Source organism: Streptomyces sp. NPDC034103 (assembly GCF_055575395.1).
Genome location: NZ_JBVISS010000026.1, coordinates 47,821 through 60,716, shown reverse-complemented (window position 1 = coordinate 60,716; position 12,896 = coordinate 47,821). Strand labels below are relative to the sequence as shown.

At 66.6% G+C, this 12,896-nt stretch carries 8 protein-coding genes; 3 read left to right on the top strand and 5 right to left on the bottom strand.

Going from position 1 to position 12,896, the window contains the following annotated elements; translation table 11 throughout:
* Positions 1-473 precede the first annotated feature (473 nt).
* A complete protein-coding gene (locus tag ACZ56U_RS38585; protein ID WP_469088609.1) occupies positions 474-2,963 on the top strand; it encodes a helicase associated domain-containing protein in 2,490 nt (829 codons plus the stop codon).
* Positions 2,964-2,990: 27 nt separating this feature from the next.
* On the opposite strand, the gene fxsT is transcribed toward ACZ56U_RS38585, so the two are convergent.
* The 3 genes from fxsT to ACZ56U_RS38570 form a co-directional block, all read right to left on the bottom strand.
* Positions 2,991-5,894: an FxSxx-COOH system tetratricopeptide repeat protein gene (fxsT, locus tag ACZ56U_RS38580; RefSeq protein WP_469088608.1), complete on the bottom strand. Its 2,904-nt coding sequence runs from the start codon at positions 5,892-5,894 to the stop codon at positions 2,991-2,993.
* Positions 5,894-6,883 (bottom strand): CHAT domain-containing protein, encoded by a 990-nt coding sequence (locus tag ACZ56U_RS38575; RefSeq protein ID WP_469088607.1) that lies wholly within the window; start codon positions 6,881-6,883, stop codon positions 5,894-5,896. Before ACZ56U_RS38575 ends, fxsT begins: the two co-directional genes overlap by 1 nt.
* Before the next feature lie 302 nt (positions 6,884-7,185).
* A complete protein-coding gene (locus ACZ56U_RS38570; RefSeq protein WP_469088606.1) occupies positions 7,186-7,893 on the bottom strand; it encodes a hypothetical protein in 708 nt (235 codons plus the stop codon).
* 702 nt (positions 7,894-8,595) lie between these two features.
* Here ACZ56U_RS38570 and ACZ56U_RS38565 point away from each other — a divergent pair.
* A complete protein-coding gene (locus ACZ56U_RS38565; protein WP_469088605.1) occupies positions 8,596-8,985 on the top strand; it encodes a hypothetical protein in 390 nt (129 codons plus the stop codon).
* Positions 8,986-9,003: 18 nt separating this feature from the next.
* On the opposite strand, the gene ACZ56U_RS38560 is transcribed toward ACZ56U_RS38565, so the two are convergent.
* Together ACZ56U_RS38560 and ACZ56U_RS38555 are read right to left on the bottom strand one after the other, a co-directional pair.
* Positions 9,004-9,966, bottom strand: a complete 963-nt coding sequence (locus tag ACZ56U_RS38560; RefSeq protein ID WP_469088604.1) for an AAA family ATPase — start codon at positions 9,964-9,966, stop codon at positions 9,004-9,006.
* Positions 9,963-10,736, bottom strand: a complete 774-nt coding sequence (locus ACZ56U_RS38555) for a hypothetical protein (protein ID WP_469088603.1) — start codon at positions 10,734-10,736, stop codon at positions 9,963-9,965. The genes ACZ56U_RS38560 and ACZ56U_RS38555 overlap by 4 nt, the downstream gene beginning before the upstream one ends.
* A gap of 1,169 nt (positions 10,737-11,905) precedes the next feature.
* On the opposite strand from ACZ56U_RS38555, the gene ACZ56U_RS38550 reads away from it, so the two are divergent.
* Positions 11,906-12,877, top strand: coding sequence for a helicase associated domain-containing protein (locus ACZ56U_RS38550; protein WP_469088602.1), 972 nt, complete (start codon positions 11,906-11,908; stop codon positions 12,875-12,877).
* Positions 12,878-12,896: the final 19 nt, after the last annotated feature.

The following is a 12,896-nucleotide window of genomic DNA, read 5'->3' as shown; positions in this document are numbered from 1 at the left end:
ACGCGCCGCCGCTACGCGGCGGTCCCGGGCTTCGCCCGGAAGAGGCGGAACTCCGTTCCGCCTGCCCGGATCACTTCGTGATCCGGGGGTTCAGGCCTCCGGCCTGAACCTGTCCCGTACTGGCCTGCTTCGCAGTCCTGTACGGGACTCGGCATGCCCTCCGGGCCTGCCTGGAAGAGCGGCACCTACAGGAGGGGCGGTCTGGTGGGGCGTCAGGAGTGTTCCCGGGCTGGCGTTTGACCTCCCGTCAGCCTCACCCCTCCGGAACCGGCCACCCCTGATCAGTTTCGGTCACTTCCGGAGAAACCCTGTGCGTCACTCTGGCTAGCAGCTTGAGTCTGGGATGATGGCAGGGTTCCTCTCCGCTTGAACTTCCGGGTTGAGGGGGCGTCACTTTTGGAACTCGGATGGAATCTGGGATGACACCGGATTTCCTCTGAATACGCTGGAGAATGCGAGGTCTTGTGACTGGCATGGAATTGAGGCCGCATCAGGCTGAGGCGGTAGATAACGTCGTCCGTATTCTCGGCACACCACCCGGTGGACACATGCCGCCCGACGGATTGCGCACGCAGGTAATCGCTGCCACCGGTTCCGGGAAAAGCCTGATCGGTGCGGAGTCCGCGCGCCGTCTTTCTGCCCGCCGTGTGCTGGTGGTGGTGCCGACGTTGGATCTGCTGACGCAGATGGCTGGCGCGTGGCGTCGGGCGGGCCGGTCGGGGGCGATGATCGGCGTGTGCTCGCTGCGGGCCGAGGAGAGCCAGGGCCTGCCCTGCACCACCGACCCCGACGAACTGGTGTCGTGGTTGGAAGGATTGGAGACCGTCACCGTCTTCGCCACCTACGCCTCCGTGGGCCTGCGGATCCTCCAGCGAGCTCACGCCGCCGGCCTCGGGGTGTGGAGCCTGATGGTCGTGGACGAAGCACACCGGACCAGCGGTGACGGCATGAAGCCGTGGGCGGCCGTGCACGACCAGGCGCAGCTCCCTGCCGAGCGGCGGCTGTACATGACGGCCACGCCCCGAGTGTGGGAGGCCGACGGCCAGGATGAGCGGCCGCGGTTGGTGGCGTCGATGGAGGACGGCTCGCCGGTGTTCGGGCCGGTGGCGTACAAGCTGTCGCTGTCCGAGGCGATCGGTCGGGGCATCGTCGCCCCCTATCAGGTGCTGTGTCTCGACATCCGCGATCCGGATCTATACGCGGCGCTGAGCAGTGAGGACACCGGCTCCGACGCGGTCCGCGGGGCACGCCTGGCCGCTGTCCAGACCGGGCTGATGCAGGCCGCGGTCAAGGAGCGGTTCCGGCGGGTGCTGTCGTTCCATAGCCGGGTGGGCGAGGCCGAGGCGATGGCGGCCGCCGTGCCGGAGACGGCCCGCCGGCTCGCCGAGGACGACCCCGACACCTACCCGCCGGCTCGGCAGGTGTGGGCGGACTGGCTCTACGGCGACCACGCCCCCAACCACCGCCGCCAAGTGCTGGATGAATTTGCTTCTGATTTCCTGGGGGGACCCGCGTTCGAGGGTGAGGATGTGCGGGCTGAATTGCGGGTGCTTTCCTCTGTTCGTGTTTTGGGTGAAGGTGTCGATACCGCTGAGTGTGATGCGGTGCTGTTCGCGGATGCGCGGGGTTCGATGGTCGATATCGTGCAGATGGTCGGACGTGCACTGAGGCTGCATCCGGGGCGCGGGAAACTCGCCACGCTGATCGTGCCGGTATTCCTCGGACCGGGCGAAGGTCCGAATGAGTTGCTCACCTCGGATGCCTACAACAGCCTCAGCAGGGTCCTTGGAGCCCTGCGGGCGCACGATGCCGAGACGATCGAGGCGCTTGCCGATCCCCGTCTACGTAGCGGCAGTTGGGTGTCCGAGGACGGCGACGGCGTAGACCTGGCGCAGGACACTGAAGCTGAGGACGGCCAGGAGCAGGATCTTGTTCCGGCCGTCGGGGCCACGGCGGCGGGAGTGCTGCGGTTCACCGAGGAACGCGACCCGGCCGTCCTCACGCAATTCGTGCGGCTGCGGGTCATCGACCCCGAACGCGCCTACTGGCTCCGCGGCATCGAGGCCGCCACGAGGTGGCTACGCGAGACCGGCAACAGCGAGCTGCGCGTGCCCTACACGTACGTGACGCCGGAAGACTGGCCCGGTATCGGCGGGCATCCGCTCGGGGTCTGGGTCGCAGACCAGCGCCGCTACTACGCGGCGGGGACCCTGGAATCCTCGCGCGTGACGGAGTTGGAGAACCTCGGCATGGTCTGGTCGGTGCACGCGTCCGCGTGGGAGGCCGGCCTCGCCGTGGCCCGCGACTACGCCGCTGTACACGGCCATCTCCTGCCCGCTGCCTCGGTGGTGTGGGATTCGTATCCCCTGGGGGTCTTCCTGAAGAACGCGCGGGCCGGCGCCCGCAAGACGCGGGAGAACGCCGCACGCCGCACGAACGGTGAGCGTGGCGTCTCCTATGCCGGGGAGCTCTCCGAGAGCCGCATGGAGGCGCTCAACGAGATCGACCCCGGGTGGGCACCCGAGTGGGAGATCGGCTGGCAACGCGCGTACCGGCTGCTGCTCGCACACGTGCAGGCCGGCGGGACGCTCCCGGCCGGGCTTGGCGAGGTCGTCGTCCAGGGCGAGGACCTCGGGGTCTGGATCGCCGGACAATCGGCCGCGTGGGACAAGTTGCTGCCCGCGCAGCAGTACCTCCTAGAGAGTCTCGGTATCGACCCCGAGCAGGCACGGGAACTCCAGCCGGTACGCCGGTCCCAGGATGAGCTATGGGATCGGAACATGACCGCCGCACGACAATTCCACGCCCGCGAAGGACACCTCCGCGTACCCCGCCAACACCGCGAGAACGTCGAAGGCGAACTGCTCGGGCTCGGGTCGTTCATCGCCAACACCCGCCGCCGCGCCGCCAAACTGAGCCCAGAACGCCGTGACGCCCTCAACGTCTTGGGAATGCGCTGGTAGACGGTAAGGGAGCGGATGGTGGCGGGGTCACTCCCCGGTCCCAGGACTCTCCGGGTCCTCGCCCAACGACTCCAGCCATCCGGCAGTCCTCTGGGTATCGGGGTGGTCCTCGCCCAGCACCCGCCGCCGACGCTCCAGCGTCTCCTCACCCAACATCCGCGCCTCCTCCACCCGACCTGTATCCCGCAGATGCACGGCCAGATTGTTCGCGGTGGCCAGCGTGTCCGGATGCTCCGACCCCAACACCCGACGCTGCACCCCCAACGTCTCCTCCCCCAACACCACCGCCTCCTCCACCCGACCCACAGCCGCCAACCGGACGGCCAGGTTGGACGCCGTGTGCAACGTGTCCGGATGCTCCACCCCCAACACCCGACGCTGCACCCCCAACGTCTCCTCCCCCAACACCACCGCCTCCTCCACCCGACCCACAGCCGCCAAGTGGACGGGCAGTCCGGCCGCCGCGAGCAGCGTGTCCGGATGCTCCGGCCCCGACACCCGACGGCGCGTCTCCAGCGTCTTCTCGTCCAGCGCGAGAGCTTCCTCGAGCCGCCCCAGCGCTCGAAGCCGAATGGCAAGGCCGCTGGCGCTGGCCAGGGCGTCGGGGTGGTCGTCACCGTAGAGGCGTCGGCGGCGGGCCAGGGTGTCTTCGTCCAGGGCGCGGGCGCGTTCGTGATCCAGGGTGTCGTCGTAGGCGCGGGCCAGGTCGTTGGCGGTTCTCAGGGTGTCGTCGTGGTCGGGGCCGAGCTGCTGCAACAAGGCGTCGTACAGGAGCTGCAGACGCTCCCGGGCGGGGCGGGCCTCGCCGCGGTCCATCAGGTACCAGCACGCACCACGCAGCGCATACCGTCCTCCTGGGGTGGTGAGGGAGGCTGGGTCCACGGCCAGCAGGTGCGGCAGCAGCACCTGCCACACCGGCCACCCCACCGGATCGGACGCGTCCTTGGGGGCAGCTGCGGTCAGGAGGGATTCCGCATCCCGTTGCGCCTGCTCGCGCTGGGACGGGGCGAGCTGATCGGCCACCACCGCCTGCGTCAGACCGTGCAGCTGGACAGTGCCGTTCTGGGCACGGGCAAGGCTGTGCCGGGCGATGGCCTCCACCACACCCCCCGCACGCAGCCGCGACACCAAGACCTCGCTCAGGACGGGGGAGGCCTGATCAGGCAGGTTGCCCGCGCAGGCGGTCAGGGGAAAGGGTTCGGGAGCCAGCAGCGCGAGCGCGGCCAGCACGGCGGCAGCACCCGGATGGTCGGCCTCCAGGCGGGCACGAGTCAGACGGACCTGCGCCGCCAAGGCGATCGGGTAGCCGGGCGGGGGTCCCTCGCCCATCACCTGCGCCAGGCTCTGCATCAGCTCCGCCTTCAGATCCGCCGGCGACAACCCCCGGGTCAGCAGCGCCGCTGCCTGCGCAAGTGCCAACGGCAGATCATCCAAGGCCGCGGCAATAGCGTCGGCATCTTCGTCGACGAGGACCGCACCCTGGGCGCGCAGCAGTGCCACCGACTCGGCTCGAGAGAGGCTGTCGATGTCCAGAGGGAGGGCGTAGGTGTGCCAATGAGGATTGCGGGAGGTGATCAGTACATGGCCAGGGCCTCCGGGCAGGAACGCCACGAGCTCTTCTGGGTCTTCGGCATTGTCGAAGACCAGTAGCCAACGCGACATCGTTCCCAGCATGCCCAGCAACAGCTCGACCGCGGCAGCGGGCGCCGTGCCGGCGGGCGCGGCGCCAATCCCTACGGCAAGTACGGCGAGTTGGTTGGGGACCAGGGCTGGGTCTTCCGCCGCAATCCACCAGACGAGTTCGTACTCCCCGGCGAACCGGTGCGCGTACTCAATTGCCAGCTGGGTCTTGCCCACCCCGCCGCGGCCGTACAAGGCGTGAACCGCGATGCGTTGACGAGACGCGAGTTCTCGGCGCAGGTGGACCAAGAGGCTGTCGCGACCGGTGAACGCCGCGTTGCGAGCCGGCAGGTTCCACACCTGCGGCAGACTCCCGGGCAGACGGGGGCCGCTCTCGCCCGTCCGGGACCGCATCTCCTGCGGCCGCGCCGGCGGCGTCGTGGGACGCACAGCACCCTTCACCGCACGCAGCAGAACCTCACGGGCATCATGCTCGTCCAGACCGAACAGATCCGGGGCAAGCAACGGGCGCAGGCCCGCAGGCGGGGTGACCTCGGCGATACGGACCGGGACGATCTTCTCCCGCATCGCCATCATCGCCGTCCACTCCGGCGTCGTGAACCGCTCGAGCTCAAAGTAGGCCGGAGAGAACAACGCCAGCATCCGACCCCGCTCAAGCGCAGCGTTCATCTTCAGGACGAAGTTGTCACCGGTACCCCAATCCCAGTAATCCAGCTCAACCTCGTGGCCGGCGTCGAGTAGCTGCCAGGCCACCCACTCAGCCCAGGCCCGATCGGCCCATGCATGAGAAATCAACCACGGGCCCTCGCTTGCCTTTGCCGACGGCACGGAGATAGGTGCCCTCGCCGTGGGCTCGGGTGCATGCTTGCTCTTTTCTGGTTTGGTCGTTGTGCTGCGCAGGTCGATGGTGATGTCCGTTGGGTTCTCCTGCGTCGCGCTACAAACGGGAAGGTCGATAGATCGGAACGGAACTCCACCCTCGGTAATCATGGTGATTCTGAGGTGTGCCGAGTCGTCCATAAGTGCTTCTTCGGCATGTGCCAGGAATCGGGCAGGGCCGTATGTTCCGCCAAAGCGGTGGAGGATCACCGTGGTTGCACCCAGAGACTCAACTGTGATTCCGATGCTGCCTTCTACCATGCATCCGATCGCGAATTCTTCTTGGGAATAAGGCCAGGGCAGACTGGTGTCATCCAGTCGTACGTCGAAAGTCACGAGGTAGCGGCGGCCTGCCTGCATCTCGCGTGGCCAACTCACCATAGGGAGCAGCGGTACTGTTGCTTCGTTCATCAGGTGTCTCCCTCGCCGGGCTGCCGGATACGCACGGTGGCGTCGGGGTGGCCGTAGTAGAGGTAGAGGAAGGCTGCAAAGAAGCGTTGGAAATGTTCTTCGTTGCGGATGTCCGTTTCCCCGGCAGAAGGTTCGCGGGTCTTGTGAGCGTAGTAGTGCCGATGCTGTTGGAGGGCTTCAGCAAGATTGGTGGGCTGGCTTCCCGCGGTTGCCAAAAGTCGGGAGGCGAAATCGTCTGAGTGGTCGACGTCGATGTCACCGGATACTGCAATCACGGCGTCTGCGCCCTTCCGAAGAAAGAGTTCTACGAAACTGCGCACAGGCTTCCCTACGCCTCTGACGTCCTGGATCGCCCGTCCCGAGCTGCACGCGTTGAGCAGGATCGGCGTGCCGGATTTCCGGAGGGCAGACATTGGGAATCCCATCAGCCGGTTCAGGCTGATGCCGCCGAGGGTGAAATACCGTGCTTCTGGCGAGTAAATGCCATGACATCGAATCATTAACAGCCCTAAGGCGTCAGCAGGTTGGCTTAGGCGATGCAGTAGATCGTCGATTCGCTTGTAGACCGGTTCAGCACGGTAGGCGCTGAAGAGCTCTTCATTGCCGCGCAGCGACTCGTCCTCCAGCATCAGGAGACTGCCGTCGCTAGCCCTTCCGCCGAGCGGGAGGCGCCCTACTCTTGCTCCGTCGTGGATGCTGGTCCAGCGGATGACTGGAATTAGCGCTCCTAGCCAGCCAGCCTCACCACAGGGTGGGTCATGATAGACAAGTTCCCAGGGAATGTTGTGAGCGGTGTTGTCCCAGACGATGAGGCGTGGGCTGCGTTTAGCCATCAGCTCGGCTATCCAGTGCAGCAGTTCGTATTGAGCCGACCAGCAGCTCATCATCTCGTAGTAGGCGTCTTGCCAGGGCTTTTCCTCTTTCGGCCCGCCGCCTGCTTCGGCCACCATCGAGGCCAATGAAATGTTATGCACAGGAAGTTCGGGCACAAGCGGCTCACGGGGCAAGGCAGAGTCTGTAGCACCTGCTTGGTGCCAATTGAGAGAGAGCGCTGGCCCGTGAGCCGAGGCGGCGCTGGTGACGCACAGGAGTGCTACGTCGGACGGCAGTGAGGCACCCAGGCCAGTCGACGTGGGGTCGAATGGGGTTGGAGGCGGTGCCGGCACCACATCATCCGGAAGTGGTTCGGCAGATGCGCGGCTCTGCTGGTGCGAGTAGGGGGCGTCGGTGTCGGCGTTGAGCAACGACCGAATGCTGGGCACGCTGTGCTGTGCGCTGGGGTCAGGCGAAGTCATCGGCTCTGGACCGCCCTAGGGCGTTTCGTGCGGGCGGCTGCGGTGATGAGTTGGCCTCCCATCGCATCTGCCAGGTCGGCGGCTAGTTCCGGGTACACCTGGGTTTCGGGAGCGATCACGACCGGTCGTACGCGAGCGAGTCTGCGAACCGCGGCCGCGGCTGCGAGTGCGTCCGCCACTCCCTCGCGGCTGATTCCTGCTGGGAGCTGTCCCAGCAGGCTCGCGGTGAGGGGGACGTTGCCCCGGCCATCGGTCATGACCACGAGGACTGCCTCGTGCACTCCGTCGCGGTTGCGCCTGTAGCGGCGTAGGTCGCTCACTGCAAGGTCAAGAGCGTGCGCGAGGGGGCTGGCCAGCCCTGGGGTTCTGGCCAGGGAGATGGGGACTCGTGGGTCGAGCACGGAAGTCGCGCGATAGTGCTCGGCGACCAGTTCGTCTGCGGTGTCCTGGTGGCCGAACTCGATGACGGACACGACGGCGTTCTGCCGGTGTGCCCAGCGAAGGAAGGGTGCCAGGGCAGGCGTGCCGACCTGTGGCGCGCGGGAGGAGTGGTCGACCACAAGCACGAGGCCCCAGTTGCTCTGCTTGCTCGGACGGTACTCGCGCAGGTCCGTAGCGTGGACTACGAGTCTGCGGTTACCTGGCGATGAGTTTGCGATTTGCCGGACAGCCTGGAACTTCGCAGCTTCCAGCAGCGTGGCCACGACGGCGAGAGCACCAACAGTGCGGGCGGGCCGCACGCCCGCTGCGTGGCTGTGCGTTGCCCGGTTTCCTGAGGCGGGCTGGTATACGGACCGCAGGGACGCGAACGGGGCAACGGCTTCGGGGGCGTCCTCGGGATATGGCGATGAGCTGGGCAGTGAGGCAGGTGTGGCCTCGCCGGGAAGTGGTTGGGCAGGCCCTGGGTCGACCACCCGGCGGGATTCCGGGGTCTCGGGCTCCTCATTTCCCTCACCGCCAGCGGGAAGAGTGCCGGATGTCGAGATAGCAGCCGACCTGGGGTCGTTCCTGGTGAGGGCGGTGATTCCGAGGAGGTCTGCCGCATCACGCACGTGTTGTGCCGAAATCTCCGATGTACTGCCACTGAGTGCGCGAGCGGTTCGAGCCAGCGCAAGATCACGTCGTCGACTCGGGTTGCTAGGCATGAGCGATACGACCAGCTGGGCGGCCTCCCGCGACAGGGAAGCCTCGATCCGGCGAGCTGCGGAGAAAGACGCGGCAGCGCGGAGCAGGGAGCGCTCATTTTCGGATGCCGCAGCTGCGTTTCGCAGAGCTTGCAGGTCCGCACGAACACCGGATGCGTCCACGCGGAGGGCAAAGCGATCGAGTAGGTGGGGCGACAGGTGAGTTGCCGCGCTGCGCCGCAGGGAAGTCAGCCATCGAGCCCGAGGCTGCCAGTGGAAGCTGTGGCCGAGGCGTTCCACACTCGCGGTATCGGCGTTGAGGCAGGTCACGGCTGCCTGGATGACAGGCGCGCTCGCTCGTCCGAGATCGGGGACCACTACGACGGGAGGTGGGCCGCCATCGTCCTCGACGAGCACGCCTGGGCGCAGGGCGAAGCCGGCGTGCTCGGGGACGGCGTGCAGCCACAGGTCATCCGCGATCGTGCCAGCCCCTACAACTACGACACCCCCGGGGGTGTTCTCGTCGGCTGTCTCGTGGCCGAGGCGCTCGGCGAGGAGGTATCCGAGTTCAAGGAGGAGCGAGGGATCCAGATCGAAAAGGATCATCCCGCCGAGGTAATGGTCGGCCGCCATGCAGTCGATCAGGCTCAGTACCCGCGTAAGCGCCTGTGAGGGAGACTCTGCCACGGGCTACCTCGCGTTGTCGGGGAGTAGCTCTTCCACCACAGCGTCCTCTTCGGCCGTCCACTCGGGAAGGGAACCGGAGTCGCCCAGGGTGCGACGGTGGGCGAGCGCCGCCCTGGCCACCTGCTGGACGTGTCGGGGGGTGACGATCTTGGCGTCGTCGATCGCCGCAAGCGCACGGCTTGCGTGACCGAGAACGAGGTCCCCCCGGTGTCCAACCACGCGCAACTCGACAGCCAGGCGGGCACAGTAGTTGAGGGTGCCCGGGGCGTACTCCACTTGGGGCAGCCGGTTTCGGGCGGCCTCCAGCTCTGCCTTCATGGTTGCGTCTTGCGCTATCGCCTGCGCGAGATACTGCGACTTTGGGTTGTGACGTTCAGCTTCGAAGCGCAGGACCGTCTCGATGATGCGCAGGCGTTGGTCGGGATCATCTTCCGGAACGACCTCAGCCATGAGGCCGAAGCGGTCAAGGAGCTGGGGCCGCAATCCGCCTTCGTCGGGGTTCATGGTGCCGATGAGATTGAACTTCACCTGCGGCAACTCCTGGGCGCGGCCTTCGCGCTGCACGTGAAGAACACCCGTGGAAGCAACGTCCAAAATGATGTTCACGAGGTAGTCGTCGAGCAGATTGATCTCGTCGATGTACAGGATCCGCGACTCAGACCCCGCCGCCTCGACCAGCAGCCCGTCCTCTGGTTCGGCAACTCCGTCCATGAGTTTCTTGATCTGCCAACCACCAAGCACACGATCGTCTGTCGCCCCGATCGGCAGGGTCACCGGAAGCTTCCCGGAAACCATCCAGCTGAACGCGCGGACCGTCGTTGTCTTGGCGGTACCCCTGTGACCGGTGGCGAGGACGCCGCCCACCGCGGGATTTACATAAGCGATCTGAAGCGCAGACCGCAGTCTTTGCTGCCCGACGAGCAGACTGTATGGGAGCAGCGGCACGGCCGCTGCAGGGCTCGTCATGGTGTGCTCCCGTCATGTTTGTAGACCCGGGCCGGATCGATCGGCACGCCTTGCCGCCAGAAGTCACTGAGCTCAAAGTTGAGGGCACGTTCGGCCGCTTGCTGGGTCGGAAGCTCCAGACATAGCGCCTTGATAAGGTCGAAGCGGTGCAGCTCGAAGGAGACGTGCACCGATTCCCCGTAGGCGAGCCCGGCATGCACGGCGCCGCGATAGGCAAGCAGAGACAGGCCCAGCGGCACGAACACCACAGCCAGCCACCAGCCCGAGCGAGCCAGGAGCACGGCCGAAGCCGCAGCAGTCACCAGCATCGCCGCTGCCATCCGCGCCGCTGTGTCCAAACTGTCACGCCGGTCGTCCACCAGAGCACGAACATCAGCGCCAAGTACCGGGTAGAGCCGCGGCCAGGCAACCGCCGCATCCAGACCGTAAGCACGTCCAGCACTGTCTTGCGTGGCAGCGAGCACGTTACCCAGTGCCGTAGGACGGATCACATGGTCCGGCAGCGCAAAGCGCCGGCGTAACTGATACCCGGCTTCTCCCGCACGCTGAATCCGCTCAGTGGTCAGCAGCCCAGGATTGTTCTGCGGCAATTGCGCCGCGTCAGTCCACCGCTGCCTGCGCCGACGCTGGCGGCGTTCGGCAAGTCCGGACCCTAGCCACACCGGCCAGCCCTCTTCCAAGGCCCGGACGAGAGCCAGCTGAAGAGGATGCAGGAGCACCGCGCCAAGCGTGATTCCCAGGCCAATGGCTACCACCTCGCCGACTCCCAAGTTCCCGGCAGTGTTCCAAGCACGCCGGAAGTCCAGGCCGCCTCCTACCGGGGCAGCCCACCCGCGGGCCCCGGCCCAGACCAGGAACAGGAGAAAGATCATCGCCGCGCAGGTCGGTAGGTAACTAATAAGGAAGAACCGGCGACCCGCTCCAACCTCCGCCGGGGGCTTCAGCGCCCTGTGGAGACTCACCTCTGGACCACAAGCGCACCATGCGCGGCGATACCGCACACGGGAATCGCCCGCTCGTCATAGAAGGAACGAAGGGCCGTGGATCCGCATCCGGAAGCCGTGCAAACGAACCGGACCGCGATGAACCGCTGGGACGAGCTTGGCAAGGAGGCATGGTCCGCGGATCCGAGCGGCGGCTGGTCCCCGGCAGTTCCGGGCTCAGCAAGGACAAGACGACGGGTGGCAACACCAATCTCCTGACCATCCACACGCAGAGCAATCCCGGTCAAGGTAGAGCTCGCGCGGAACCTGTCAATGAGGAGCCCGCGTACCTCGTCCAACCTCTGTTCCGACGTGACATCTACGTGCTCGCTGGCGCTCGGCACACCGGAGTCGATCAACCGGCTGCGTAATACCCGTACCGACGCAACACTGTGGTCAGTCATGTCCCCCCCTAGAGCTGGACTACAGATCGTAGAGCGCGTCCAGCCCCAGATGGGGGCGAAACTGTTCAGAGCTCGCGCAGGCCCTACGCTTGGGCGCACAGGCCAGCCTCAGCCCACCCCCTGGGTCATCTCGCCCATCTCCAGGAGAGCGCATCCGCTGCGCACCTTCAAGCGCGCACTCCTCCGAAGATCAGGGGGACTCGGCGGCAGGAACATCCCCCTCCGCAGTAATCAGTTCGAGCGCCTCCCTCGACCCTGCAAGCCCCTTCACCCGAAACGCCGCAGACCCCAGGTCGGAGGCATACCAAACGTCCCTCACACCCAACCCACCCCCAGATAACAGCCCTGCGAGCGCACGATGCCGAGACGATCGAGGCTCTTGCCGATCCCCGCCTGCGCAACAGCAGTCGACCGTCCGACGACGATGGCGGTGAGGGCTTCGAGGACGATGTCGACGGCCAGGACGACGAGGGCCAGGAGCAGGATCTGGTGCCGCCGGTGGGGGCCCGGGCAGCCGGGGTGTTGCGGTTCAGCGAAGAACGAGACCCCGCTGTGCTCACCCAGTTCGTGCAGCTACGGGTGATCGACCCTGAACGTGCCTACTGGCTGCGCGGCATCGAGGCCGCCACCCGGTGGCTGCGCGAGATGGGCAGCACCGAACTTTGCGTGCCGTACACGTTCGTCTGTCCGGAGGGCTGGGACGGCAGCGCAAATCATCCGCTGGGGGTGTGGCTGGCGGATCAGCGCCGCTACTACGCGGCCGGGACCCTGGAATCCTCGCGCGTGGCCGAGTTGGAGGCGCTGGGCATGGTGTGGTCGGTGCATGCCTCCGCGTGGGAGGCCGGCCTCGCCGTCGCCCGCGACTACGCCGACGTCCACGGCCACCTCCTACCCGCCGCCTCCGTGGTGTGGGACGGGTTCGCCCTGGGGGTCTTCCTCAAGAACGCTCGTCAGGCAGCCAAGAGGGCGCGTGAGAACGCCGCACGCCGCGCCAACGGCGAAGAGGGCGTCTCGTATGCCGGGGAGCTCTCCGAGAGCCGCAAGGAGGCCCTCAACGAGATCGACCCCGGGTGGGCACCCGAAGGGTGGGAGATCACCTGGCAACGCTCGTACCGGCTCCTCCTCGCCCACGTGCAAGCAGGCGGGACGCTCCCGGCCCGGCCGGGAGACGTTGTCGTCCAGGGCGAGGATCTCGGGGTGTGGATCGCGGGGCAGGTGGCCGGGTGGGAGCGGCTCGTTCCCGCCCAGCAGTACCTCCTGGAAAGCCTGGGTGTGGACCCCGAGCAGGCGCAGGAACTCCGGCCGGCGCGGCGGTCACAGGATGAGCTTTGGGAACGCAACATGACCGCAGCCCGACAGTTCCACACCCGTGAGGGGCATCTTCGCGTGCCTCGACAGCATCGCGAGGACGTTGACGGCGAGCTTCTGGGGCTGGGCTCGTTCATCTCCAACGCCCGACGCCGGGCCGCCAAGCTCAGCCCCGAGCGACGCGCGGATCTAGATGCGCTCGGCATGCGCTGGTAGACGCCGAGGGTGGGAGGAA